21 protein-coding genes are annotated in these 25,827 nt (G+C 73.5%); 3 read left to right on the top strand and 18 right to left on the bottom strand.

The genetic code is table 11. The features are described 5' to 3' along the window. Nucleotides 1-39: 39 nt before the first annotated feature. The 5 genes from IE267_RS16615 to IE267_RS16595 form a co-directional block, all read right to left on the bottom strand. Entirely contained in the window at nucleotides 40-2,601 is a 2,562-nt protein-coding gene (locus tag IE267_RS16615) for an ABC transporter permease (protein ID WP_189763721.1), read from the bottom strand. 59 nt (nucleotides 2,602-2,660) lie between these two features. Beyond that, a complete protein-coding gene (locus IE267_RS16610) occupies nucleotides 2,661-3,443 on the bottom strand; it encodes an ABC transporter ATP-binding protein (RefSeq protein ID WP_189763720.1) in 783 nt (260 codons plus the stop codon). 155 nt (nucleotides 3,444-3,598) lie between these two features. Then, nucleotides 3,599-4,879: a sensor histidine kinase gene (locus IE267_RS16605; protein WP_229861234.1), complete on the bottom strand. Its 1,281-nt coding sequence runs from the start codon at nucleotides 4,877-4,879 to the stop codon at nucleotides 3,599-3,601. 5 nt (nucleotides 4,880-4,884) lie between these two features. Beyond that, on the bottom strand, nucleotides 4,885-5,613 hold the full coding sequence (cseB, locus tag IE267_RS16600; RefSeq protein WP_268251555.1) for a two-component system response regulator CseB: 729 nt from the start codon (nucleotides 5,611-5,613) through the stop codon (nucleotides 4,885-4,887). Nucleotides 5,614-5,840: 227 nt separating this feature from the next. Further along, nucleotides 5,841-6,575: a DUF3761 domain-containing protein gene (locus IE267_RS16595; protein WP_229861232.1), complete on the bottom strand. Its 735-nt coding sequence runs from the start codon at nucleotides 6,573-6,575 to the stop codon at nucleotides 5,841-5,843. Between the two features lie 470 nt (nucleotides 6,576-7,045). On the opposite strand from IE267_RS16595, the gene IE267_RS16590 reads away from it, so the two are divergent. The 3 genes from IE267_RS16590 (at nucleotide 7,046) to IE267_RS16580 (ending at nucleotide 11,495) form a co-directional block, all read left to right on the top strand. Next, nucleotides 7,046-8,626, top strand: coding sequence for a class I adenylate-forming enzyme family protein (locus IE267_RS16590; protein ID WP_189763718.1), 1,581 nt, complete (start codon nucleotides 7,046-7,048; stop codon nucleotides 8,624-8,626). 68 nt (nucleotides 8,627-8,694) lie between these two features. Beyond that, nucleotides 8,695-9,945 carry a 5-aminolevulinate synthase gene (gene hemA, locus IE267_RS16585; protein ID WP_189763717.1) on the top strand — a complete coding sequence of 417 codons (1,251 nt, stop codon included), beginning with the start codon at nucleotides 8,695-8,697 and terminating at the stop codon, nucleotides 9,943-9,945. Further along, complete coding sequence (locus tag IE267_RS16580) at nucleotides 9,942-11,495, top strand: long-chain-fatty-acid--CoA ligase (RefSeq protein ID WP_167158877.1); 1,554 nt, start codon at nucleotides 9,942-9,944, stop codon at nucleotides 11,493-11,495. Before hemA ends, IE267_RS16580 begins: the two co-directional genes overlap by 4 nt. Here IE267_RS16580 and IE267_RS16575 read toward each other — a convergent pair. The 13 genes from IE267_RS16575 to IE267_RS16515 all read right to left on the bottom strand — a co-directional run bounded on the left by IE267_RS16575 (nucleotide 11,461) and on the right by IE267_RS16515 (nucleotide 25,821). Further along, a complete protein-coding gene (locus IE267_RS16575) occupies nucleotides 11,461-12,108 on the bottom strand; it encodes a helix-turn-helix transcriptional regulator (RefSeq protein ID WP_167158879.1) in 648 nt (215 codons plus the stop codon). The genes IE267_RS16580 and IE267_RS16575 overlap by 35 nt on opposite strands. 99 nt (nucleotides 12,109-12,207) lie before the next feature. Then, a complete protein-coding gene (locus IE267_RS16570; protein WP_229861266.1) occupies nucleotides 12,208-13,608 on the bottom strand; it encodes an MFS transporter in 1,401 nt (466 codons plus the stop codon). Between the two features lie 188 nt (nucleotides 13,609-13,796). Continuing rightward, entirely contained in the window at nucleotides 13,797-15,623 is a 1,827-nt protein-coding gene (locus IE267_RS16565; RefSeq protein ID WP_189763716.1) for an AMP-dependent synthetase/ligase, read from the bottom strand. Nucleotides 15,624-15,672: 49 nt separating this feature from the next. Then, nucleotides 15,673-17,010 carry a cytochrome P450 gene (locus tag IE267_RS16560; RefSeq protein WP_167158883.1) on the bottom strand — a complete coding sequence of 446 codons (1,338 nt, stop codon included), beginning with the start codon at nucleotides 17,008-17,010 and terminating at the stop codon, nucleotides 15,673-15,675. Between the two features lie 48 nt (nucleotides 17,011-17,058). Next, nucleotides 17,059-17,907: a class I SAM-dependent methyltransferase gene (locus IE267_RS16555; RefSeq protein ID WP_189763715.1), complete on the bottom strand. Its 849-nt coding sequence runs from the start codon at nucleotides 17,905-17,907 to the stop codon at nucleotides 17,059-17,061. Beyond that, the gene (locus IE267_RS16550) at nucleotides 17,901-18,719 is read right to left on the bottom strand and encodes an alpha/beta fold hydrolase (RefSeq protein WP_189763714.1); all 819 of its coding nucleotides are present in this window, start codon (nucleotides 18,717-18,719) and stop codon (nucleotides 17,901-17,903) included. Before IE267_RS16550 ends, IE267_RS16555 begins: the two co-directional genes overlap by 7 nt. Then, the gene (locus tag IE267_RS16545) at nucleotides 18,716-19,354 is read right to left on the bottom strand and encodes a LysR substrate-binding domain-containing protein (RefSeq protein WP_189763713.1); all 639 of its coding nucleotides are present in this window, start codon (nucleotides 19,352-19,354) and stop codon (nucleotides 18,716-18,718) included. The genes IE267_RS16550 and IE267_RS16545 overlap by 4 nt, the downstream gene beginning before the upstream one ends. Next, on the bottom strand, nucleotides 19,347-20,102 hold the full coding sequence (locus IE267_RS16540) for a DUF6182 family protein (protein WP_167158891.1): 756 nt from the start codon (nucleotides 20,100-20,102) through the stop codon (nucleotides 19,347-19,349). The genes IE267_RS16545 and IE267_RS16540 overlap by 8 nt, the downstream gene beginning before the upstream one ends. Next, a complete protein-coding gene (locus tag IE267_RS16535; protein WP_167158893.1) occupies nucleotides 20,099-21,253 on the bottom strand; it encodes a hypothetical protein in 1,155 nt (384 codons plus the stop codon). Before IE267_RS16535 ends, IE267_RS16540 begins: the two co-directional genes overlap by 4 nt. Continuing rightward, the gene (locus IE267_RS16530; RefSeq protein WP_189763712.1) at nucleotides 21,250-22,689 is read right to left on the bottom strand and encodes an NAD(P)/FAD-dependent oxidoreductase; all 1,440 of its coding nucleotides are present in this window, start codon (nucleotides 22,687-22,689) and stop codon (nucleotides 21,250-21,252) included. Before IE267_RS16530 ends, IE267_RS16535 begins: the two co-directional genes overlap by 4 nt. A 1-nt stretch (nucleotide 22,690) precedes the next feature. Next, nucleotides 22,691-23,548, bottom strand: coding sequence for a class I SAM-dependent methyltransferase (locus IE267_RS16525; RefSeq protein WP_167158897.1), 858 nt, complete (start codon nucleotides 23,546-23,548; stop codon nucleotides 22,691-22,693). 52 nt (nucleotides 23,549-23,600) lie between these two features. Continuing rightward, complete coding sequence (locus IE267_RS16520; protein WP_189763711.1) at nucleotides 23,601-25,304, bottom strand: GH3 auxin-responsive promoter family protein; 1,704 nt, start codon at nucleotides 25,302-25,304, stop codon at nucleotides 23,601-23,603. Next, nucleotides 25,291-25,821, bottom strand: a complete 531-nt coding sequence (locus tag IE267_RS16515) for a hypothetical protein (protein WP_229861231.1) — start codon at nucleotides 25,819-25,821, stop codon at nucleotides 25,291-25,293. Before IE267_RS16515 ends, IE267_RS16520 begins: the two co-directional genes overlap by 14 nt. Between the last annotated feature and the right edge of the window lie 6 nt (nucleotides 25,822-25,827).

Below are 25,827 nucleotides of genomic sequence, written 5' to 3'. Positions count from 1 at the left end.
CCCGCGCCGAGTGTGCCACGGGGTGGGGCCGTGCCCGGCTCACGTCTGTCCGACCGCTTCCAACGGGCTCAGGGCGGCCGCCCGGCGGGCCGGTACGGCGGCCGCGAGCGCGCCGGTCACCAGCGACAGCAGCGCGAGCAGGGCCAGCGTCCCCCAGGGCGGGGCGAGGGTGTACCGGGTCATCGCGCCGCCGGCCAGCGAGCCGACGGCCCAGGCCCCGAACATCCCGCCGGCCAGGCCGAGCAGCGTGCCGAAGGCGGCCACGGTCACCGCCTCCACCCGGATCATGCGCCGGACACCTGCCCGGTCCATGCCGATGGCGCGCAGCACCCCGATCTCCCGGGTGCGCTCGGCGACCGACATGGCCAGCGTGTTCACGATGCCGAGCAGCGAGATCACCGCGCCGATGGCGAGCAGCCCGTACATCAGGGTCAGCAGCTCGCTCACGGTCCCGCCGGCCTCGGCGACGAGCTCCTCGCGGTCCTTGACCCGGACGAGCGGGCTGTTGCCGGTGGCGGTGCGCAACCGGGCCGCGGTGGCCTCGGACACCGCGCCGTCGGTGCGCACGAGGAGGCGCTGGACGGTGCCGGGCCTGAAGCTGTCGTGCTGCACCTCGGCGCGGGCGCCGAGCACGTCCTGCGCGAGCGGGTTGTCCCGGTAGACCCCGACGACGGTGTAGTCCTTGAAGTCCTGGCCGGGGCCGATGCGCGCCTTGACCGCGGAGCCCGTACGCAGGCCCTGTGCCCGGGCGACGGTGTCGGAGACGGCGATCCGGCCGGGGCCGATGCGGTCGGCGGAGCCGCTGGTGAAGTCGAGCTTCATGACCTGGTGCAGGGTGGCGGGGTCCACGCCGGAGATACTGCGGACGCTTCCGCCGGTGAACAGCGTGGAGTCGGCGACCGCCGCCGCCGTCCGCACCCCGGGGACGTCCGCGACGCGCTGGGGGGCGGCCGGGTCGAGGGCGGCCATGGAGGTGCGGGCTTCGATCACGTAGTCCGCGCTCAGCCCGTCGGCGGCCTGCCGGTCCAGGGCCTGCCCGGTGGAGTTGCCGATCACCGCGAGGCCCGCGACGAGCGCGGTGCTGACCATCAGGACGGAGGCGGTGGCCGCGGTGCGCCGCGGATCGCGCAGGGCGTTCTCGCGGGCGAGGCGTCCGGCGACCCCGAGGCGTCCGGGCAGCCGCCCGCCGAGCCGGATCACCGGCCTCGCGAGCAGCGGCGCCAGCGCGATCATGGCGGCGACCAGGAGGGCGCAGCCGGCCATCGCGTTCTGCAGGTTGGCGTCCGAGGCGTCCTTCGCCCCGGTCAGCGAGACGAGCAGCCCGGCCCCGGCGAGGAGCAGGACCAGGCCCACGATGCCGCGTGCGCGGGAAGCGGCGGGCGTCGGCGGCTGCTCGGCGGAGCGCAGCGCCTCGATCGGCGCGACCTTCGCGGCCCGCCGCGACGGCAGCCACGCGGCGAGCACGGTGACGCCCACGCCGACCCCGAGGGCCGCGACGACGGGACGCATCCCGATCACCAACGGGCCGTGCGGCAGCGGGTCCTGACCGATACTCAGAAGATCGGGCAGCGCCGAGGCGACGCCGAGTCCGAGCGCGAACCCGGCCGCCGACGCGGCGAGCCCGACCAGGGTCGCCTCCCACAGCACCGAGCGCACCACCTGGCGACGGGTCGCGCCGATCGCCCGCAGCAGGGCGATCTCGCGGGTGCGGCGTGAGACGAGCATCGTGAAGGTGTTGACGATGAGGAACGAGCCGATGAACAGCGCGGCCCCGGCGAAGATCTTCGGCATCTTCTGGTAGCCGCGGGTCATCAGGTCGACGTTGGTGGCCTGTTGGGCGGCCTGCGCGGTCCCGCTGGTGGCCTGGGCGCGGTCGGCCGGGAGCACGCGGTCGACCTCGGTGGCGAGCGTCACCGGGTCGGTGCCGTGGGCGGCGGTCAGATCGATCGAGGTGAAGTGACCGGGGGAAGAGAACAGCCGCTGTGCGGTCGCGGTGTCGAACAGGGCGAGGGTGCCGCCCGCGGTCACCCGCGAGTCCCGGGTGTCGACGATGCCGACGAGCCGCTTCTTGAGCACCGGCCCGTCGGTGGCGAGGGTCACGACGTCGCCGACGCCCAGGTGCCCGGCCGTGGCGCTGCCCCGGTCCACGACCAGCTCGTCCGCGTGCGCCGGGGCACGCCCGGCGACCAGCGGATACCGCTCGTCCGTACCGTCCTCGCCCGGTACGTACGCCCCGGCGAGGTTCGCCCACGCCTTGCCGCCGCGCAGCGGGCTTCCGTCGGCGGCGTTGAGCGTCGCCGACCCGTCGACGGAGGGCCGCACCCCGGCGACGCCGGGCAGCGCGGCCAACTTCCGTACGAGGGGCGCGTCGAGCGCGTTGCCCCCGCTTGCGGTGGCTTCCCCGGGCAGGGGTTCCTTCGGGGTGACGGTGAGCGCGATACCGGCGAAGTTCTTGGACGCGGCGGCGCGGTGGGCGGCGGAGGAGGACTCGGCGAAGACGAGCGTGCCGCAGACGAAGGCGACGCCGAGGGTGACGGCGAGCACGGTCATCAGGAGGCGGGCCTTGTGCGCGAGTACGTTGCGCAGGGCGGTTCTGAACATGGGCTTCTCAGTCCTGAGTGGTGTCGTGGTGGTGCGGCGCCCGGGGGTCTTGTCCGGGATCAGGGGGTGCGGGGCCGGGGCTCGAAGCCCCGCATCCGGTCGAGCACCCCCTCGGCACTGGGGCGGAGCATCTCGTCGACGATCCGCCCGTCGGCGAGGAAGACGACCCGGTCCGCGTACGACGCGGCGACCGGGTCATGGGTCACCATGACCACGGTCTGCCCCAGCTCCCGTACGGAGCCGCGCAGGAACCCCAGCACCTCGGCCCCCGCGTGCGAGTCGAGGTTGCCCGTCGGTTCGTCGCCGAAGACGATCGCCGGCCGGGACGCCAGGGCCCGGGCCACGGCGACGCGCTGCTGCTGGCCCCCGGAGAGCTGCGCGGGGCGGTGGCCGAGCCGGTCGGCCAGACCCACCATGGAGATGATCCGGTCGAGCCACTCCCGGTCGGGCTCCCGGCCCGCGATGTCCATCGGGAGCGTGATGTTCTCCAGGGCGGTGAGCGTGGGCAGCAGGTTGAACGCCTGGAAGATGAAGCCGACACGGTCCCGGCGCAGCTCGGTGAGCCGGCGGTCGTCGAGGGTGCCCAGCTCGGTGGTGCCGATGCGGACGGACCCGGAAGTGGCCGCGTCGAGGCCGGCGGCGCAGTGCATCAACGTGGACTTGCCGCAGCCCGACGGCCCCATGATCGCGGTGAACTCGCCCTCGCGGAACCCGATGCTGACCCGGTCGAGGGCGACGACCCGGGTGTCCCCGCTGCCGTACACCTTGCACAGGTCGGTGGCGGCCGCCGCGACCCCCGGTTCGGGGTAAAGGGCTTGTGCGGTGAGGGAGTTGGCGGTCACGGAGTGGGCTCCACTTCGAGTGCGGGGTTCGGCTGCGGAACAGGGCGAACGGTCACTTCGAAGGGTGTCCGGCGGATGTATCGGGACCGGGGCACGCCCGTATCGGCTGACGCGCCACCGTGCGGCAGTCCTGCGACAGCCGTACGGCCAAGGGCCTACGCTCCCGGGACCTGCGGTCCGGGGAGCCGGAGCGTGGCGACGGCCCCGCCGTCCGGGCCCGGGGCGTTGCGCAGGGTCACCTCGGCGCCGAGGACGCGGGCCTGGCCGAACGCGATGGTGAGGCCGAGCCCGTGGCCCGTACCGCGCTCCCGCGCCCCGGTGTGGAAGCGCCGGGGCCCGTCGCGGAGCAGGTCCGCGGGGAAGCCGGGCCCGTGGTCGCGGACGACGACCGTGCGGCCCTCGACGGTGACCTCGACGGGTGCGCCGCCGTGCCGGTGGGCGTTGACGACGAGGTTCCCCACGATGCGCTCCAGGCGGCGCGGATCGGTCTCCACGGTCTGCCGGGTCTCCACGACACGGACAGCGGTGTCGAGTCCGGTACGGGCGACGGCCTCGCGGACGACGGCGCCGAGCGGCACCGGAACCGGTGCGGGGAGCTCGGCCCCGGCGTCGAGGCGGGAGATCTCCAGGAGGTCCTCGACGAGTCCGCGCAGATCGCGCACCCGGCCCCGGATCAGGTCCTCGGTCTCGCCGTCCGGCAGCAGATCGACGGCGGCGAGCAACCCCCCTACGGGGGTGCGGAGTTCATGGGCGACGTCGGCGGTGAACCGGCGCTCGCCGCGCAGCCGCCGCCCGAGGCTGTCGGCCATGAGGTCGACGGCGACGCCGATGTCGGCCACCTCGTCGCGGCCCCGGGTGGGCCCGGTCCGCGCGTCGAGGTCCCCGGCGGAGATGCGTACGGCGGTCTCGGAGACCCGCCGCAGCCGACGCCCCACGAGCCCGGCCCCGTACACCGCGAGGGGCACCGCGGCCGCGACGGAGGCGAGCGAGGCGACGGCCATGGTGGCGTCGAGCCGGCGCAGGTCGTAGAGCTCGGGACTCATGTTGATCTCGACGGCGAGGACGGCGCTGCCCGGCCCGCCGACCCGCTGGGCGGCCCAGAAGCTGGGCCCCACGTTGTCGTGCACGCTCCCGTCGTAGGCGGTGTGCCGGTTCCCGTCGGCGGGGTGGCGCAGCGAGGCGGGGAGGTCCGGGGGGTCGAGCGCGGCGCCGTCGGCGAGGGTGCCGGTGCGGTGGTAGGTGTCCATGGCCGAGTACACGGAGTTGAAGGCGCGGGCCTCGGCCCGGCCGCGGATGTCGCGCGCGGTCCAGAGGTGGACGAGGACGCCGACGGCCAGCGCGACCAGGCACGCGGTGGCCGCGGCGAGGGCGGCGATCTTCCAGCGCAGCGAGGCGGGGGCGGGGAGCTTCCCGCGCAGGGCGGCGAAGGGGCGCACGGACGTCAGCGCCGGAACTTGTAGCCGAACCCGCGGACCGTCTCGATCCGGTCCCGCCCGAGCTTCTTGCGCAGCCGCTGTACACACAGGTCGACGACCCGGCTGTCCCCGTCCCACCCGTACTCCCAGACGTCCCGCAGCAGGGTGTGCCGTTCGAGGACGACGCCGGGGTGCGCCGCGAACTCCAGGAGCAGTTTCAGTTCGGTGGGGGTGAGCGCGACGGGCGCCCCTGACACGAACACCTCAAGCCCCGCGGTGTCGATGGAGAGCTCACCGAAAACGAGCAACTCCCCTTCGCCCGCAGCCGGTTGGGACCCTCCGGACGGAGGTGGGGCGTAGGTGGCCCGCCGCAGCAGGGACCGGATGCGGGCGACCAGGACGAACGTGTCGACGGGCTTGACGACGTAGTCGTCGGCCCCCGCCTCCAGCCCGGCGACGACATCGAGTCCGTCGCCCCGCGCGGACATCATCAGCACCGGGACGAGACTGCTCTCCCGGACCCGTCGGCACAGTCCGATGCCGTCGAGCCCCGGCAGCATCACGTCGAGGACCAGCAGATCGAAGGCTCCGGCCCGGAACGCCTCCAGCCCCGCGAGCCCGTCGGCGGCGGCCTCGACCTCGTACCCGTACCGCCCCAGCGCCACGGCGAAGGCCCGCCGCATGAGGTCGTCGTCCTCGACCAGCAGCACACGTACGGGCCGCGCGTCGGCCGGGGCGGGGCTTGGCGAGGACACGGCGGCTCCTGTTCGAGGGCGAGCCCTCCCGTGCAACTCGGTCATATCTGTACGCAGCGGGCGACTCGGCGGATCGCAAGGAACGATACGACAGCGACCGCCCCGCCCGGCCGCCCCGCGGGCCGGACGGGCGATCCGAGGGGGAACGGAGCGGTGGCGGACGCGGGGCCGATACGGGGTCGATACAAAGGCGGCCGCGACGGTCGCCCTCGTTTACGGAATGCCCGCTACGACGGTGCGCCGGCGAGCCAGGTGGCCACACCGCCGTGGTGCGAGCACGTGCCGCGGCGGTGCGCGGAGTAGCTGTACGAGCCGTCGTTGCACAGGGCGGTTGCTCCGGCGGGCGCCTGCTGTGAGCCGCTCGCGGACGAGGAGGAACTCGCATCGTCCCCCGACGAGCTTGAGCCGCCGGTCGATGATGCGGAATCACCGCCGGTCGAGCCCGAACTGCCGCTCACGGAGCCGGAGTTGTCTTCCTCGACGCTCGGAGTGGGGGCAGCGCCGGCGTCCCGCGCGGCCTCGGATGCGGCCGGGGCGGGGGTGCTGCTACTGCCGCGCCCCGCCCCGTCACACGTCTCGCCCGCGCTCGATTTGACGGTGTCGAACGTGAGCGTGGCGTCGGTGCTCATCGAGCTCCCGGCCGCGGGCGTCTGCGCGCAGACGGTCCAGTTGCGGTCCCACAGCTGGGAACGGCCCTGACCGGTCGCGTCGGTGGAGTCGAGCTTGCGTATGCCGTCGCCCTGCGCCGCGTCCTGGGCCGCCTGCAGCCCCATGCCGACGAAGTTCCTGACCGCGACCGTCTTGGCCTTCGCGTCCTTCGCGTCGCTCGCGGATGAACTGGCTGTGGCGCCGGCCGTCGAGCTGACCGACGAACTGGCCGTCGATCCGCCGTCGTCGCCGTTGATCAGCGCGCTGCATCCGCCAACCACGAGCAGGGCGGCCACCATGATGCCGCACCCCACGCGTGCGTTCTTCCTGTCCGCCGCCGTCGGCCGAGGTCTCCGATTCCGAACCACGTCCCGTTCCCCCCTCGTTCACCACGTACCGCACGCTCCCCAGCGCGCGTCCCGCTCCCGCGCGCGGCCGGCCTCGGCGAACACGGGGAACGGTGTTGTCAGGGCGACGACTTTAGCCGCGTCCCCGAGACCGGGTGAGCGTTCACGAAAAGCGATGGGCGAGAAGCCGGAAGGTGCGCGGCACGGCCCGGTCGGGGCAGGGCTGAACGCCGGCGGCACGGGGTGGAACCGGGGGCCGACAGGACGAGGGGCAACGGGTGGCCTACCCGTTCGGGTACCCCCCTCGGGCTGCCGCACGGGCGCACCATCGGCGTGCACGAACACGCCTGTTCCGGATGGTTCGCGACCAGAAGACTCAAGTCGTCAGGTCAACAGCTGACTGCCGCGGTCGCCGTGGCAGGAAGGAGCGGGGCGGCATGGTGACTGCGGGCGAGGCCTGGTGGTCGAACGTGGGTGGCTATGTGCCCGGCGTGCTGAAGGTGCTGGCGGAGCAGCCGGACAAGGTGGTGCTGCGCTACCCGGGTACGGAGCTGACGGCGGCCGCGTACCTGCGCGTCGTCACCGGTACCTATCGCGCCCTGCGCGCCACCGGCGTCGGCCGCGGCACCGTGGTCGCCGTCCTCACCGCACCCAACAGCCCGGACATGATCAGCGTGCGGCACGCCGCACACCTGGCCGGTGCCGCCGTCTGCTTCCTGCGCTCCACCAACCCCGGTACCAGCACGGCCATGCTGCCGCTCACCGACCAGCTCGGCATCCTGCGGGCCACGGGCGCGACCGTCCTCTACGCCGACCCGACCAGCGCGGCGCGCGCCGCCGAACTGGCCGAGCGTTCCGGAGCGGTTCTCGTCGGTCCCGGTCAGGCCGGACCCGCCGGGGTCGCGCCCACCGACGACCCCGGGGCCGTCGCCCCGGAGCGCGGGGAGCCCGACGACCTGGCGGTGATCATGTTCACCAGCGGCAGCACCGGCCGCCCCAAGGGAATCCGCAAGTCGCTGCGGTCCTGGGAGGGCACGGTGCGCATCGCGATCGAGGCGCCCGCGGAGGCCGCCGGGATCACCGCCCTGTTCAGCACCCCGCTGAGCCACAGCGCCGGGCTCCTGGCCGACGGTGCCCTGGCGGTGGGCGGCGACATCGTGCTGCTGCCCGAGTTCGACGCGCGCCAGGTGGTGCGTGCCGTCATCGAGCACGGTGTCACCCGCACCTTCATGGCCACCACCCAGCTGTACCGGCTGCTCGACCACCTCGACGACCTGGGGTACCGGAACGCCGAGGCGGCGGGCCTGGCCGGTCTGCGGAGCCTGAGCTACAGCGGGACGTCGGCAGCGCCGAGCCGCATCGCCGCCGCCCACGAGGTGTTCGGCCCGATCCTGCTCCAGCTCTACGGCACCACGGAGAGCGGCCGCATCACCTACCTCGACCCGGCCGGGCACGCCGACCCCGGACTGGCCGCGACGGTCGGCCGGGTGTTCCCCGAGGTCCAGGTGGAGGTCCGTGACCTGGACACCGGGGCGCTGCTGGCCGACGGACAGGTCGGTGAGATCCGGATGCGTTCGCCGCAGCTGATGGACGGCTACCTCGATCCGGCCCTGGACGCCGATGTGCTGCACGACGGCTGGTACCGCACCGGCGACATCGGCTACCGCGACGAACGCGGCTACGTCCATCTGCTCGACCGCGTCTCCGACGTCGTCAAGGTCGACGGAGTCAAGGTCTACCCGGCCGTGGTCGAGCGCGAGCTGCTGACCGTCCCCGGCGTCGCCCTCGCGGCCGTCTACGGAATCCGCGACACCGACGGCGTCGAGCACCTCCACGCCGCGCTGACCTGCCGCCCCGGCACGCTCGTCGAATCCGACGCGGTGCGCAAGCACATCAGCGCCTCCCTCTCCCCGGCCCAGGCCCCCGAGCGGGTCCTGGTGCTCGACGACCTCCCCATGAACCCGGCGGGCAAGCCCGACAAGGCGCGGCTGCGCGAGCACAGCGCGGCGGCGGCCTGACCCCCGCCCTCCTCAACTTCCCTTTCACGCAAGCCCAGTTCACCTTCAGCTGATCGAGAGGAACCCCCATGCCCAGGCACCTCGACTACTTCACCGACCAGCTCACCGATGAGCAGCGCCGCACCCGCACCTTCCTGGAGATCGGCCGCCGGGCCGGAAACTTCCCCAGCGCGATCGCCCGCACGGCCGACGAGGACAGCGAGGTCAGCGTCTGGTGCAGCAACGACTACCTCGGAATGGGACAGCACCCCGCGGTCCTGGCCGCAGTCCACGACGCCGTCGCCCGGTTCGGCGCCGGCTCCGGCGGCTCCCGCAACATCGGCGGCACCAACCACCGCCACGTGGAGCTGGAGCGCGAACTCGCCGACTGGCACGGCAAGGACGCCGCGCTGCTCTTCACCTCCGGCTACACCGCCAACGACGGCGCACTCGCGGTGATCGCGGGCAACCCCGAGGGCACCGTGGTCTTCTCCGACGAGCTGAACCACGCGTCGATCATCGACGGTCTGCGGCGCAGCGGCGCCCAGAAGCGCATCTTCCGGCACAACGACGTCGCGCACCTGGCCGAGCTCCTCGCGCAGGCGGACCCGGAGGCACCCAAGCTGATCGTGCTGGAGTCGGTGTACTCCATGTCCGGTGACGTGGCGCCGCTCGCCGAGATCGCCGAACTGGCCCACCAGTACGGCGCGACCACCTTCCTCGACGAGGTGCACGCCATCGGCATGTACGGCCCCGAAGGCGCCGGCATAGCGCCGCGCGAGGGGATCGCCGACCGGTTCGACGTCATCATGGGCACCCTCGCCAAGGGCCTCGGCACCGCCGGTGGCTACATCGCCGGACCGCAGGACCTGATCGACGCGGTGCGCACCCTGTCGCGGGCGTTCGTCTTCACCACGTCGCTGCCGCCCGCCACCGCGGCCGGTGCCCTGGCCGCCGTACGGCACCTGCGGACCTCCGAGGCCGAGCGGCAGAGCCTGGCCAGGAACGCCCAGTTGCTGCACCGGCTGCTCGACGAGGCCGACGTGCCGTACCTGTCGTCCGACTCGCACATCGTCTCGGCGCTCGTCGGCGACGACGCCCTGTGCAAGCAGGCCTCGGCGCTCCTCCTGGACCGGCACAAGATCTACGTCCAGGCCATCAACGCCCCCAGCGTCCGTGCGGGCGAGGAACTCCTGCGCATCGCCCCGTCGGCGACGCACACGGAGGCCGACGTGCAGAAGTTCGCCGAGGCCCTCGCGGGCATCTGGCAGGAGCTGGAGATCGCCACCGCGTCCGACCGCGTGGCGGGACGCACCTCTGCGGTGAAGGAGCTTGTGTGACCCGGCCTCTGGCCGCCGTGCTCGCCGATACGGCAGCACGGCGGCCGGACCGCCCGGCGCTCATCTGGGACGACGACGTCGTCACCTATGAGCAGGTGTGGGACCGGGCCCGCCACTACGCCGGAGTGCTGCGCCGCCACGGCGTCGGGCCAGGCGACCGGGTGGCGCTGCTCGTGCCCAACTCGCCCTGTTTCCCGCCGATTTACTACGGCGTCCTCGCTCTGGGGGCGGTCGTCGTGCCGATGAACGCGCAGTCCCGGGCCGCGGAAGTGGAGTTCGTGCTCAAGGACTGCGGCGCGCGCGCCCTCGTCTGCGAAGGCACGGCCGTCGAGCAGGGTGCTCCCGCGGCCTCGGCCGCCGGGGTCGAGCTGTTCACCGTGGCGGACGAGCGTGCCGGCGGGATCGATCTCGACGCCCCGCACGCCGGACCGCCCGTCGCGCGCCACACGGACGCCGCCCCGGACGACCTGGCGGCGATCCTCTACACCTCGGGCACCACGGGCCGCCCCAAGGGCGCCATGCTGACCCACCGCAACATCGTCACCAACATCGAGGTGACCGCCGTCTCCCCCTTCGGGGTCAAGGACGACGACGTGCTCTACGGCTGCCTGCCGCTGTCGCACACCTTCGGGCAGGTCTGCGTCATGGGCACCTGCTTCCTGGCCGGCGCCACGCTGGTCCTCGCGCCCAGGTTCGCCGCCGAGCAGGCGCTGCGGGCGATGGAACGCCATGGCTGCACGATCTTCATGGGCGTGCCGACCATGTACCACGCACTCCTCGAAGCGGTGGCCGCGGGCGCGCCCGCGCCCCGGCTCAGGCGCGCCTACAGCGGCGGATCGGCGCTGGCGGTACCGGCCCTCGAACAGGTGCGGCGCGCCTTCGGCTGCGAGGTGTACGAGGGGTACGGGCTGACCGAGACCTCTCCCTGCGTCGCGTACAACCAGCCGGGGACTCCGCCGCGGCCCGGCACCGTGGGATTTCCGGTCGAAGGCGTGGAGGTGGCCGTCGCCCGTGCCGATCGGGAGGGCAGCGTGGAACTGCTGCCCGTGGGCGAGGTGGGCGAGGTCGTCGTCCGGGGTCACAACGTGATGGCCGGATACCTCGGTCTGCCGAAGGCCACGGCCGAGGTGCTCGTGGACGGGTGGTTCCGCTCCGGAGACCTCGGGCACCTGGCGCCGGACGGATACCTCACCCTCGTGGACCGGAAGAAGGACGTCATCATCCAGGGTGGCTACAACGTCTACCCGCGTGAGGTCGAGGACGTGCTGCTGCGTCATCCGGCCGTCGAGCAGATCGCCGTGGTGGGCGTCCCGGACGCGGCACGCGGCGAGGAGGTCTGCGCGGTCGTGGTGCGCCGGGACAACGCCGGCACGGACGCCGAACTCGCCGGTGAAATAGTCGAGTTGGCGCGTCAGGAGCTGACGGGTTACAAGCGCCCGCGCCGGGTGGAGTTCGTCGAGCGACTGCCACTCGGCCCCAGCGGCAAGGTGCTCAAGCGTGAGCTGGCCCGGCTGTTCACTTCGCCAGCAGTCCGATCTCCAGCGCCCTGACCACCGCGAGGGTGCGGTTGGGGCTGTTGAGCTTGGCGAGGATGTTCCCCATCAGGCGTTTGACGCCGTTCTCGGAGATGCCCAGGGAGCGGGCGGCCTGCTTGTTGCTCAGGCCGCCCGCGACCAGTTCCAGGACCTGTGTCTCGCGGCCCGTCAGGGCGACGGCGGGGGCGGGGTCGGCGGGCACGATCAAGCGCCGTGCCAGGCTCGCCGAGACGTGGAAGCGCCCGGCGCTCACGTCGCCGACCGCGTCGCGCAGCAGGCTGAGGTGGAGGGCCGACCGGTCCACGAAACCGTGCACGTGCGAGGCCCAGGCCGGAGTCATCCGCTCGTCGGGGCCGATGAGGACCAGCAGGCGCACCTCGTGCTCGCGCAGCTGCCGGGCCAGCGCCGGGTCCGTGGCCTCCGCCAGCTCGGCCGTGGAGGTGAGCAGCAGGTCCGGCGAGAGCTCCGGGGCGGCCCGCGTGGCGTCGGCGATGGTCGGATAGCTGAAGATGCTCGCGATCGACTCCAGGGAATGCAGCATCCCTTCGAGCCCGTAGCGGTGGATGTCCTTGCGGACCGCCAGGGCAACGGTGAGGCCCCGCGCGGACTCGGATGTCGGAAGGGACATGCTCTTCTTCTCCTTGTACGAGGCGGGGCCCCGGGCCGTTGGAGGGCGGCCCGCCCCGAACGGGGCGGCCCACCCTCCTGTGCGTGTCCGGGGTGCCGGTCAGAGTGGGGAGACCGTCACCTGGGGCTCAGGGGCGGTGGCGGGAACGGTGACGGGCTGCGGTGCGTCGGGGCCGGAGGCGCCGGGCGCGGGCGCCTGCCGGCGCACCAGCCACAGGGCGGTGAAGACGGCGCTGACCAGCGTGACGATCCCGGCGGTGAGGAACGCGGTGTTCAGCCCGCTGCCGAAGGAGGCGCCCTGCTCCTGACGTGTGCGTACGACGGCACCGAGCACCGCGACCCCGAAGACCGCGCCGATCTGGCGCGTGGTGCTGCTGATGCCCGAGGCGAGGCCGCCCTCGCGGGGACCGACCGAGGAGATGGCCGCTCCGGTCAGCGGGGACATGGTGAGGCCGAAGCCGACACCGGTGACCGCCAAGCGCCACCACACGTCCGCGTACGGCGTGTTCGCGTGCACGGCGGCCATCGTGACCAGGCCGGTACCGGCGAAGGCCAGGCCCACCGTGACGACGCTGCGGAAGCCGAACCGGGCGGCGATGCGTGCGGCGTACGGACTGCACACCACCATCGCGAGCGTGCAGGGCAGCGTCTCCATTGCGGAGCGCAGCACCGAATGGCCCTGGACGGTGGCGAAGAACTGGGTGAAGAAGAAGCCCGATCCCATCAGGCCGAAGCCGACGACGGTCATCGCCGCGTTCGAGACGGTGAACAGACGGTGCTTGAACAGACGCAGCGGCAGCATGGGAGCGGCCGCACGGGATTCGACGGCGAGGAACAGCGTGAGCAGGACGATCGTCGCGGCGAAGCAGGACAGGATCAGCGGGTCCGTCCAGCCGCGGTCGCCCGCTTCGGTGAGTCCGAAGGTCAGCGTGCCCACGACGAGGAGTGCCAGCACCTGACCGGGCAGGTCGAGCGGGGGCGCGTCGGGGTTGCGGCGGTCCGGCAGGACGCGCGCGCCCACGATGAGCGTCACCACGCCGATGGGGATGTTGATCAGGAAGATGGCCCGCCAGTCGAACGCCTCGACCAGGATGCCGCCCGCCGCGGGCCCGACCGCGAGGCCGATGCCGCTGAAGGTGGCCCACTGGCCGATCGCCTTGACCCGGTCCCGGGGGACGGGGTGGGCGGAGGCGAGAAGCGCGAGGCTGGCCGGGCTGAGCGCGGCGGCCCCGGTGCCCTGCAGGATGCGGGCGGCCAGGAGCCAGCCGACGGTGGCGGACAGGCTGCACAGGAGCGAGGCGAGCGTGAACACGGCCATGCCGCCCAGGAAGATGCGCTTGCCGCCGAAGCGGTCCGCGAAGACCCCGCCGGCCAGCAGCAGCATCGCCACGGCGAGCACATAGGCGTCCACGATCCACTGCAGACCGGTCAACGTCGTGTCCAGACGCCGTTGCATGTCGGGCAGTGCCGCACTGGTGATGGTGTTGTTGAGGAGAACCATGAACTGGCCGATGCAGGTCAAGGTGAGTAAGGCGGCCCTGTTCTGAGCACGGAGGCCGTCGGACACAGGGGTACCTCCTTTCGGGAGTCGGGCTGTCGGGAGCCGGGACAAAGGGGTCAAGGGGTCAGGGAGTCAAAGGGGTCAGGGAGTCAAAGGGGGCAAGGGGCCGGCGGGGTCCGCTCGGGAGGTCAGTCCTCGGCGTACATCGACTCGATGGCGTCGGCGTGCAGCTCGGCTATCGCCGTGCGGCGCAGGCTGAGCTTCGGGGTCAGCTCGCCGGACTCCGGCGTCCACGGGCCGGGCAGCAGGCGGTGCTTCTTGATCTGCTCGACGCGGGCGAGGACGGCGTTGGCATCGGCGACGGCCTGCGCCACGGCGGCCCGCACGGCGGGGTGGCGGGCCGGGTCGTCCGGGTCGGCCACCTCGATCCCGTTGGCCCGAGCCCACGCGGGCACCGCCTCCTCGTCCAGGACGAGCAGGGCGGTGACATAGCGGCGGCGGTCGCCGATGGCGGCGGCCTGGCCGATCAACGGGTGGGCGCGCAGCAGGGATTCCAGCCGGGTGGGGGCGATGTTCTTGCCGCCGGCGGTGATGATCAGCTCCTTCTTGCGGTCGGTGACGGCGACCAGGCCCCGGTCGTCCACGACGCCGACGTCGCCCGTGGGCAGCCAGCCGTCGGCGTCGGTGGCGGGGTCGATGCCGCCGTCGGCGCGCAGATAGCCGGCGCACACCACGGGCCCGCGCACGAACAGCTCGCCGTCGGCGCCGGTGCGGACCTCGACGCCGGGCCCCGGGCGGCCGACCGCGCCGAGCGTGAAGTCCTCGGGCGTACTGACGGTCGCGGCGCCCGTGGTCTCACTGAGCCCCCACACCTCGTACACGCACAGCCCGAGACCGGCCAGGAACTCCAGCACGGCGGTGGGGATCGGGGCCGCCCCGCTGAAGGCGCGGCGGCAGTCGTCGAACCCGATGGCGGCGCGGATCGGCGCCAGCACCGCACGGTCCAACTGCGCGCAGCGCAGGGTGAGTTCGGCGGGCACCGCCTTTCCGGCCGACCGCAGCCGGTACACCTCGATGGCCGTGTCCTGCGCCTGCGCGACGACGGCGGCCTGCTCGGGCGGCAACGCCGCGATCCGTGCGCGCGCCCCGACCGCCAGCTTCTCCCAGATGCGCGGTACGCCGAAGAACGCATGCGGGCGCACCGCCTGAAGCGTCGCGGGCAGCTGCGCCGGGTCGGCGCAGAGGGTGACGTGGCCGGCGTTGCAGATCGGCATGTAGATGCCCAGCACCCGCTCGGCGATGTGCGCGAGCGGCAGGTAGGCGACGGTGCGCGGGTGCTCGGGCACGGCGACCAGACCGTCCTGCATCAAAGACTCGTGAACGACGTTGCGGTGCGTGAGCACCACGCCCTTGGGATCGCCTGTGGTGCCCGAGGTGTAGACGACGGTCAGGGGCGTGTCGGGCGTCGCGGCGTCGGTGAGCTCTTCGAAGGCGTCCTCGTCGGGCAGTTCGCGGATCAGCTCGGCGTACGTGACGCACGGCCCGGCGCCCGCCGGGACCGCGTCCGGGTCCACGACCACGACCGCGCGCAGCCGGTCCATGTCCGCCAACACCGGCTGCCAGCGCAGCAGTTGCTCCGCGTCCTCCAGGACGACGACCGTGGCCGCGCTGTGCCGGGCCACGAAGTGCAGCTGTTCGGTGCTCAGCGTGTCGTACGTGGTGCAGGCCAGCGCGCCGAGGTGGACCGCCGCCAGATCGGCCACCCAGTGCTCGGGCCGCTTGGACATCGCCACCAGCACGCGCTCACCGCGGGACAGGCCGAGCCCGGCCAGGCCGTGGGCGAGCGCGGCGGTCTCGGCGCGCAGCCGCGCCCAGGTCCAGGTGGTGGCGTCCGGGCCGATGCCGCTGGTGAGCGCGGGGTGGTCCGCGAAGTCACGGGCGTTGCGGCGCAGCAGCCCGGTGATCGTCACGTCCTCGGTGACGACGGACGGGTGGAGCGGTGTTGCTGAGGCCACGGCGGGCTCCCTTCATCGCAAGGTCATTCCGGGTCTGCTCGGCGCCGCTTCAGCCCCGCGGCGTCACCAGCAGGGGAAGGCTGTCGGGGCGTGGCAGGGAGCTCGTCGCCACGCGGATGCGGGCGCCCGGCCGGATGCGCAGCCGCCAGCGGGCGGCGAGGGTGGCCAGGGCGATCGTCATCGTGGTCGCGGCGAGGTGCTCCCCGATGCAGCGGTGCGGTCCGATGCCCCAGGGGAAGGAGGCGCCGGGCGGGAGCGCGTGGCCGGGACCCGACTCGGCGCGCTCCGGGTCGAAGCGGTGGGGGTCCGCGTAGGTGTCCGGGTCGCGGTGCATGGCGCGCGGGCTGTAGCCGACTTCGGAACCGGCCGGGACGAGGGTGCCGGCGAGGACGACGTCGTGCCGGGTGCGCCGGGTGGCCAGCATCGACGCGTGCAGCCGCAGCGTCTCGTCCACGACCTTGCGGGTGTAGGAGAGCTCCCTGACCCGGTCGTAGGTGAGCGGCTGTCCGTCCAGGACCAGGAGGGCCTCCTCGTACAGCCGCTGCTGCACCTCGGGCCGGATGGCCGTCTCGAAGACGGCCCAGGTCAGTGTGGTGCTGGTGGTGTCGAGGGCGGCGAAGACGAGAATGAGGAACTCGCCGCGGATCTCGTGGTCGGTGAGGGGGCGGCCGGTGTCCGGGCGGGTCGCCTTCAGCAGGATGTCGAGGACGTCCGGGACGGAGCCCGGGTTGGCCCGCCGGTCCTGGACCAGCCCGTCGATGACGGCGTGGAAACGGCCCATGGCGGCCTCGAAACGCCGGTTGGCCGGAGTGGGCAGCGACGTCAGGACCTCGGGGAAGACCGTGCCCGCGAACAGCTTGCCGGTGATGAGGGCGACGGTGCGCCGGATGTCGCGTACGACGGCCGGGGGCAGCTCGGCGCCGAACAGGGAGCGCAGCACCACGGTGGCGACGAAGTCCGCGATCTCCTCGTCCGCCTGCACGGGCACTCCGGGCCGCCAGGCGGCGAAGCGCTGTTCCGCCTCGTCGACGACGGCCCGGGTGTGGTCGCGCACGCTGGTCCGGCTGAAGCCCGGCTGGAGGGTGCGCCTCTGGTGGCGGTGGGTCGCACCGTCGGAGGCGATCGGCGGGTTCCCGAAGTGCCCGGCCATGACCTCGAAGAAGCGGCCGCGTTCGAAGGTGTCGGCGTCGACCTGGATGCGGTGCACCAGGGCCGGGTCGTTGGCCAGGTACAGGCCGATGGGGCCGAACCCGACGCGCACCAGCGGGTCCTGGGTCCTGATGGACTCGAAGAACGACAGCGGCCTGCGCAGCAGTGCGGGAACGTGGCCCAGGACGGGCACCCGCCCGGGCGCCGGCGGACAGGGAACGGTGGTGGTCGCTGACATGGTGCTACGGGCTCCTCGTCGTTGCCTGGACGGCAGGTTCCGTGGGGGTCAGGGGCGGGGCACGGTGCCGAGGGCGAGCACGTTGCCCTCGCTGATGTATCCGTCGGGGTCGTCCAGCGGGTGGGCGGGACCGGCCGGGTCGGCGAACGGCCGCCATGCGCTGTGAGGGTCCAACTTCATTGCCTGTCGGGCCAGTTGGGCGCACGCGGCCTTGTAGTAGTCCTGCGCGGCGGGCGTCAGCGGGGCGTGGTGCTCGATCAGGACGGTCCGCTGGCGCACGTCGGTGAGCCCGGCGCGTTTGAGGTGCCGGTAGAGCTCGCGGGTGCGCAGGAGCTGACGGGCGTACCCGGGTTCCGCACCCGCGGTGCGGAAGAAGTCGGCGAAGAGGTACGGGTCCCCGGGGCGGGCGGTGATCAGGTGGGCGTCCAGGTCCTTGACGGCGAGGGTGCCGCCGGGGCGCACCACGCGCCTCAACTCGGCCAGCGCACGGGCGAGTTCGTCGTCGTCGAGGTACTGCACGGTGTTGGCGCACCAGGCGGCGTCGAAGGCGTCGTCCGGGTAGGGCAGGTCCAGGAGGTCGGCCGTGCGGACCTCGGTGGGGCAGGGCAGCCGCAGGGCGGCCGCGCGCTCCGCGGCGAGCGCGGCGTTCTCCTCGGCCAGGTCGACGGCCGTGACCCTGCCCTCGCCGCCGACGAGCGCGGCGAGGTGCGGCAGGAAGTCGCCGGTGCCGCAGCCCGCGTCGAGCACATGGTCCCCCGGGCGGAGGCCGGCCTGGCCGAGCAGCGCCAGATAGGGCTCCTCGCAGGCGCGGAAGTGCGCGTCGACGATGGTGCGATGGGTGAAGCCGAGGCCGGTCGACGCGGTGTAGCCCCAGTCCGCGTGGTCCTTGGTCAGCATGCCGGGACCTCGCTCCCGACGCCCGCCGTGGCGTCGACTTCGTCGAGAAGTCCGCCGAGCGCGTGCGTGACCTCGTCGGGGGCTTCCAGGGGCTGCAGATGTCCCGCGCCCGCGAGGGTGATCAGGCGCCCCCGCGGCAGTGCGTCCGCGACGTGTCGGGCCTCCGGCGGGGTGACCAGTGCGTCCCGCGCACCGGCGATCACCAGCGCCGGCATCCGGGCGGCCCGCAGGACACCGGTGGAGTCGGGGCGGGCCGCGATCGCCCGCTGGGCCCAGGCCAGTGCCGCCGGGTCGGCGGCGTGGGCGTCGGCCAGGACGCGGGCGAGCAGCTCGGGCCGGTCGGCGCGGGTGGTGTCGGCGAGCAGCAGGGGAGTGGCCCGCTCCACGAGTGCCGGACGGTGGGCGGGGTCCTGGACGAGGTCCGCGAACCGGTGCCGCTGAGCGGCCGCTCCGGGGCCGTCGGCGGTGGCCCGGGCGGACAGGAGGGCGAGCCCCGCGACCCGGCCGGGGAAGCGGCGCAGGAACGCCATGGCCGCGTAGCCGCCCATGGACGATCCGACGAGGACCACCCGGCCCATGCCGTGCCCGTCGAGCGTGCGGGCCAGGTCGTCGGCGATCACGTCGAGGGAGGGCGGGCGGTCGCCGAGCGGGGCTCGGCCGAAGCCCCGCTGGTCGACGGCCAGGACCGGGTGCCCCCGGGTGCGCAGGGCGCGCACCTGGGCGTCCCACATCGAGGCGTGCAGGGACAGGGCGTGCAGCAGCACGACGGGTGTGCGGTGCCGGGTGCCGGGCGGCGGGGAGGTCACGGTCATCGGGACGCCGCCGCCTCGGCCGTGGTGATGAACTCCCGCACGTGATCGTGGACTTCGGCGCCGCGGCGCCACGCGAGGGTGACCGGGGCGGGCGGCAGGTCGTGGATCGGTACGACCTTGACGCCGGACGGCGCGAGGTCGGCGAGGGAGATCAGCGAGATGTGGATGGCCTCGCCGGCGGCGACCATGCGCATCAGCTCGGGGATGGTGGCGGCCTGGCGGTTGCGGCGGACGGGACGCCCGGAGGGGGTGCGAGGCGGCACGACGTCGTCCCAGACGCGGGCGGGGAACTTGCCCGGCGCGGCGAAGGCGTCGTAGTCGGCGAGTTCCTCGATGGAGACCGACGCGCGGTCGGCGAGCGGATGCCCCGCGCCGAGGACCGCGGCACGGGCGTCCTCGGTGAGCACCCGGCTGACGGCCAGGTCGGGCTCGTTGATGCCGAACTTCACGATCATCACGTCGAGTTCGCCGGCGCGCACGCCGTGGAACGGATCGGTGATGTCGTACTCGATCAGCCGCACGTCGGCGTCCTCGCGGCCGGCCAGCCGGACGATGCGGCCGACCACCTCGGTGGAGCCGTGGTAGCCGAACCGGACGGTCCTGGAGTCGACGGCGGTCGGGGTCTGCTCAGGCAACGGGGGCCTCCTCGGTCAGCCCGGCGGCCGCCTTCAGCCGCCCGGGGAAGTGCTTTTCGGTGGTCACGCGTACGGTCGCCAGGCGCGCGGGCAGCCCGACGAGCCGGGGCACCTGGTGCACCACCAGGTGGTCGCCGGGGGCGACGAGGCCGTCCAGGACGGCTTCCGCCAGTACGTGGTTGACGTGCACCAGCGCCTCCGAGATGGTGCAGTCCGCGGTCGCGACGTACAGGTCGCGGCGGGCTCGGGGGCGCTCCGGCGGGCGGTGTGCCCGCGGGATCTCGACCAGGACGTCCGGCCGGGCCGGCACCCCGGCGGGCGCGGTGTAGAGCTTCAGGAGCCGGCGCAGCGAGGAGGTCCGGGCGGCGGGCCCGGGTGCGGTCCACGCCGCGGAACCGTCGTCGGCGACGTGCGCGAAGTCGAACCGTTCGAGCAGCTGCTCCGGGTTGCCCGCGAGGAAGACGGTGCGGGTGAAGGACGTACGCCAGTCCGCGGCCTGTTCCGGTCCGACACCGAGGGCGAACACGCAGGTGTCGCGCACCCATGCGGCCAGATCGAAGGACCGGAGCACCACCGCGACCACGCTTCCCGTGTCGCCTTCCGCGGCGATGTCGCTCCGGGCGGCCATCAGGCCGTCGAGCGAGGACAGGTCGTGCCGGGCGGCGAGGTCGGGACGGGCGGCGCGGATGCGCACCGCTTCCCGTTCGCGCAGGAAGTCCTGCGTCGGGGGGGCCACCGTCGTCGTCACAGGAACACCGTCCTCAGCAGGTCGTCGGCGGGGGCGGTGCGGCGCTTGCCGAGGAGGTGGGAGGTCAGCCGGTAGGGGTTGACGTGGAGATGGTCCTTGCGGTGCTGCGCCAGGCGGTCCTGGAGCGCGGTCCCGTCCGGGTCCGCTCCGGCCGCGTCCAGCAGCCGCGCGGCCCGCCTGACGCACTGCAGCAGCAGGTCCGAGCGGAACGACTGCTGCCGTCCGGGGCCGAGCACGGCGATGAAGTACAGCCGCATGCCCAGGCGTACGGCGTCCTCGTGGTGTTCGGCACGTGCGGCGTCGATGAGCGTCCCGGCGTGCAGGCCGCGCCAGCCTCCGTGCCGTGCCGATCGGATGCGGCCCTCGATGGGCACCCGGCCCAGCGCGACCCGTCGCACGCGGGGGCCGAGCACGGTCAGGACCCGCTCCAACTGGGCGTAGTCGGAGTCGAGTTCGTGGTCGTAGAGGAGGACCACCTCGTCGAAGTCCGGGGCGAGCGGAATGAGCTCCCGCAGGGCGCAGGCCAGGTAGTTCGGGCGCCCGTCCGCGGTGACCAGGCGGCGCAGGGGAAGCCCGAAGCGGGTGAGGTCCAGGTAGGCGGGGCCGCCCACCTCGCGCTGGTCCAGGCACATGCCGAGGCCGGTGAGCCGCTCCAGTGCGGCGTCCAGGCCCAGGCCGGGAGGCTGGTGCCGCAGCAGACCCGGGTCGTGCAGGCCGAGGGCCGCGTAGTGCCGGGACCACAGCCGCAGGACGCGGGTGCTCACCGGATGCACCCAGCCGCGTTCGGCCGCCTCGGCGTAGGGGAGCAGCGCTTTTGCGGGTGCGCGCTCGGCCGCGCGGAAGGCGACGTACAGCTCGCCGATCCGTTCCTCGGTGAAGTCGTCGTAGTCGGTGGCGCCTCGGCCGCGGTCGAGGAACTCCCAGAATCCCAGGGTCTGTTCGGTGCGGTGGTAGGTGGTGTGGCTGTAGCGGTAGGTGACGTCCGCGAGGGGGCGGGTCGCCCGGTACATCACGTCCGTCCACAGCAGCCCCTTGAGATGGCTCGGAGTGAGCGGCTTGGACGGCGTGATGGTGACGGGTGCGAGGAGCACCCGGGGCCGGCCCGCCGCGTCCGGCCGCGGGCGGGGGCCCGCCACGGAAAGGGTCGTCATGTGCGGGTCCCTTCTGCCGCGGTGACACGGCGTAGGAGCTCTGCGCGGCTGGGCGGCGGGGACGGCGCGGGACCGGCGTCGGGCGCCTGCCGGACCCGGGCCAGGAGCTTGTCGTCGCCGAAGAGCTCCGCGGGCGTGGACAGGGTCATGTACATGCGCATGAGCCCGCGCCACACCGTGCCGTCGCTGCGGGCCGCGTTCGCGAGGTCCTCGGTGGTGGGCAGATCGCCCCGCGGCGCGGGCACGGCCGGGCCGCCGTCGACGGCGGCCTTCCAGCGGGCGATGCGGAGCCGGTCGGCCGCCACGGACTGCTCGTACCAGGGCAGGAACAGCTCGGAGGTCATCCGGGCGACGGCCCGGCGCTGCGCGCGGTCGATGGCGGGCCGCTCGGCCAGCAGGTCCGCGAGCCTGAAGGCGTGGTCGAGGGCGAGCGACAGGCCGCGGCCGAAGTTCGGGTTGGTCACACAGGCCGCGTCCCCGACCTGGAAGAGGCCCGGAACCGGGTGCTGCTGGGGACCGGCCACCCCCCGCAGGGCGTTGGACGGACTGGAGATCACCCGCACCGCGGACAGGGGGGAGCTGACGCCGTCCTCCAGCCAGGGGGCGAGGCCCGGGGTGGCGCGGGCGGCCGCGGTGAACCCGGGACGGGTGCGCAGGCCCCGCAACGCCGCGTCGCCCGGCAGGCAGCCCAGGGCGATGGCGAAGGTGCCGTCGTCGCCGGGGTGCAGCACGCCCGAGTAGTGGCCGTGGACGGCCCCGACGCCGTGGCCGCGGTCGAGCGGCCCCGGCAGGGTGCGGCCGTTCAGCCGGTAGAAGCGCGTGTGGCTGGCCAGCCCGGACGGGCTCGTGCGGTCGGCGGCCACGGGGACTCCGGCGGCGTGCAGCCAGCGGCGGGACAGCGACCGGCGCCCGGTCGCGTCCACCACGATGTCGGCCGGGAGGCGCTCGCCCGCGCCGGTGACGACGGCCCGCACGCTTCCGTGCCCGGGGTGGAGTTCGAGGCCGGCGACGGTGGTGTCGTGCCGGACGGTGACGTCGGCCAGTGCGCCGACCGCCCGGTGCAGCAGGAGTTCCAGAGTGGAGCGGCGGCAGCCGAGCGCGACCAGTTCGCGGTCGCCCGGCTCCGGGGCGCTGTCGGTGGCCTCGGCCGGCAGCGCGCGGGTGAGGTCGAGCAGCAGCGCGCCCGCGGCCGTGGCGTCGGCCAGCACCTGGGGGGCGCGCTCGCGCAGGACGCGTACGCCGAGTGAGGTGAGCGTGTGCGACTGCAGGCCCTGGGGCACGGTCGGGCGCCGCCACCGGGTGGTGACGTCCGCCCCGGACCACGGCGGCGGTTCCGGGGCGCGCTCCAGAACCAGGACGCGGTACCCGATGCCGGCCAGGGCGAGCGCGCTCGCCAGGCCGGCGACGCTTCCGCCGGCGATCACTGCGGTCGGCATGTCAGCGCCGCCGCCCGTGGACGAAGAAGACCCGGCGCACATCGCGCTCGCCGGGCGGGGGCACCGGATCGGGCCACCGGCCGAAGTCGGCGCCCTCCTGGCCGGGTTGGGCCGCCCGCACGTCGAACCCGTAGCGGTCGAAGAGCTCCTCCGGCTCGTCCGTGCCGAACAGCCAGGGGCATCCCCAGCCGTCGAAGACATCGAGCAGGGCCCGCATGTGGGGCAGGGTCAGGGCGGCGGAGTTGACGATGTCGGCGGCTATGCGGCTGCCGGGGGCCGAGATCGCGGCGACCCGCTCCAGGATGCGGTGGGCGTCGGGCTCGGGGATGTAGTAGAGGAGCCCTTCGAGCAGCCAGGTGGAGGGCACGGCGGGGTCGTACCCCGCGGCCTCCAGGCGGGCCTCCCAGTCGGGCGAGGTGAGGTCGACGGCGACCTTCCGGTGGTCCGTGCGCGGCTCGGCGGCCCCGAACCGTTCGTCCTTGTAGGCGAGGACGGCCGGCCGGTCGACCTCGAACCACCGCACCCGATCGGGCCAGTTCAGACGGTAGGCACGGGAGTCCATGCCGGCCGGGGCCAGCACGATCTGCGTGGTGCCCGGGTCGGCGGCCGCCTCCTGGAGGTAGTCGTCGAAGAACCGGGTGCGGATCGCGTTGTAGTCGGGAGTGCTCGGCACGGTGCGCTCGCGGCCCGGCGGGAAGGTGGCGTGCCGTACCTCGGCGAGCAGTTCGGGGCCGATGTCACCGGCGAGGCCGGCGGCGTACGGGTCCTCGTAGAGGCGGTCCGCGCGCTCGGTCTCGGCGGCGCGCAGGGCGGCGGTGAGAAGCGCGGTGCGCTCGACGGCATCCAGCGATGTGCTCATGTCGGTCCTCCTGTTGGTGGGTGCGCCCGGGGCGGCTCGTCGCAGGCCGGGCTCAGGGGGCTGCTGCGCCGTGCCGTTCGGGGTCCTGCCCGGTCAGCCGGGCCCACTGCCGCGGGTCCTGCCGGAACAGCCGGTCCTTGACCTGAGTGGGCCGGATGCCGCTCTCGACCTGGGCCTGCCAGTCGCGCAGGAAGGCGTCGGGGTCCAGGGGGAGGAGCGTCGGTGCGGACAGCCGGCCCTCGGTGCGTGCCGTGCCGTAACCGGCCGACTCGCGGCCCAGGGCCTCGTCGAGGAGGGCGGTGAAGCGGTCGGACTCGTCCTGCCGCCACTCGGTGCGCGGCGCGACGGCGAACGTGTAGCCCGGTGCCCGGTGCGCGGCTTCAGTGACCCGGCAGGCGGCGTTGCGCAGCTCCAGGCCGGTCGCGTCCAGTGCGCTGTGCAGGGCCCTGATCACCTGGGCGTCGCGCAGCCGCTCACCGGCGTGGTCGGAGCGGTTGGCGCGGCCGGTGTATTCGATGCGGGGGACGCCGCCCCGGTGGTCGACGACGCGGACGACGTCGCCGACCGCATAGCGGTAGAGCCCGCCGACGTGGCTGAACACCACGTGGTAGTCGCGGTCCGTCTCCAGTTCGTGGGGCTGGAGGGTGACGGTGTCGGGGCCGAGGTCCCGGTCGGCGTCGGCGAACTCGTACACCGCCGCGTTCACCACGAGGCTGCCGGCCCCGGAGTGCCGGTCGAGGGCGACGCCCACCGGGCCTTCGGAGGCGGCCACGGGGGCGGGCAGGGCGGCCACGTCGGGCCCGAACTCCGCGCGCAGCCGCGGGAGATACAGCGAGGCGAGCCCGGTGGTCCAGCAGAACAGGGCGCGCATCCGGGGCCAGATGTGGGACGGGCGCACGGTGCCGTGCCGGTGGGCGAGACGTTCGAGTTCGGTGGCGCGGGCGGGGTTGGGGGACCGGTGCGGCAGCCCGCCGAGCGTGCCGTCGCGCACCTCCTTGACGATGCGGGGCCACCACAGGTTCAGCTGGTACGGCAGGGCCGCGACCATCGCCGGATTGATGCCGATGACGCAGCGCACGTCGCTCTCCACCGCCAGGCGCAGCCGCAGATACATCTTCTCGGCGTGCCGGTCCGCGGCGACGGGCACGGCGAGCCTCGCCCAGGGCGCGCCGGTGCCGGGCTCCGCGGACAGCGGCTCCCCGAACGCGGCGCCGAAGTCGACCTGGCTGGCACCGACGTGAGGACGCCCGGAGGCCGTGGTGGGCGGGGCCGTGAGGGGGTCGTGCTTGAGGTTCAGGACCGCGTCGGGAGAGGCCAGAACGTCGGGGAAGTGCTCGATCAGCGGGGCCCAGGCGGCGTAGTAGAAGGGGAAGAAGGTCGTGCGCATGAAGCGCGGGGTCACCGGGATCTTCTTGTGGGCGCCGGTGCTGCCGCTGCTGGTGAAGAACACCGCGGGGCGGTCGGCGGTCAGGACGTCGGCCTCGCCGCCCGCGGCCCGCTCGATCCACGGCTCCAGGTCGGTGTACGTCTGTACGGGGACGGCCCTGCGGAAGTCGTCGAGGGTGCGGATGCGCGCGAAGCCGTGCTGCTTTCCGTACGCCGTACCCGCGTTGAACTCCAGCAGGTCGGCCAGGACCCGCCGCTGCCGGCCGACGGGGTCGGCGAACGCGGTCCGCAGGGCCTGCCGTTCGGCGAAGACGCGCTCGCGGTAGCGCCGCAGGCGGTCGGGGTCGGCCCAGGCTTCAGCCGAATTCATGGGTGAGCACCTCTCGTATCGCCGCGGCGGTGGGTTCCGGGCGATCCATTTCCTCGATGACGGTGACGGGCAGGTCCTGGATCTCGTCCCTCATGACCTTGGCCAGGTCGGTCTGGTACCGCCGGAAGCCGTCCCAGGCCGGCCGCGGACCGTAGTGCTCCAGGAGGTTGAGATCGGCTCCCCGGTGGCTGCGCTGCCAGGTCGTCTCGGGTGGTACGTCGAGGTAGATCACCCGGGCCGGCCGGGGAAAGGTGCGCCACCAGGCCAGCAGGGGGCTTTCCGCGGCCCCGGCGAGGCGGCATTTGGCCAGCAGCTTGTAGTAGTAGGAGTCGACGACGACAGGGCTGCCGGCGTCGGTGCGCAGCAACTGGTCGCGCAGGTGGACGACGGCGGTCTGCACGAGCGTGGTGAAGAAGTCCGCGGACCAGGTGCTCCGGTACGGCGCCACGTCCTTGACGACGTTGCGGCGCAGCCGGCCGATGAGGGCGTGCTCGGGGGAGAGGCGGCCGTCGTCCACGGACAG

The organism is Streptomyces xanthochromogenes (genome assembly GCF_014650455.1).
Lineage (GTDB): Bacteria > Actinomycetota > Actinomycetes > Streptomycetales > Streptomycetaceae > Streptomyces > Streptomyces xanthochromogenes.
Note: the sequence above shows the minus strand (reverse complement) of the source record. Positions and strands in the feature narration are given on the sequence as shown.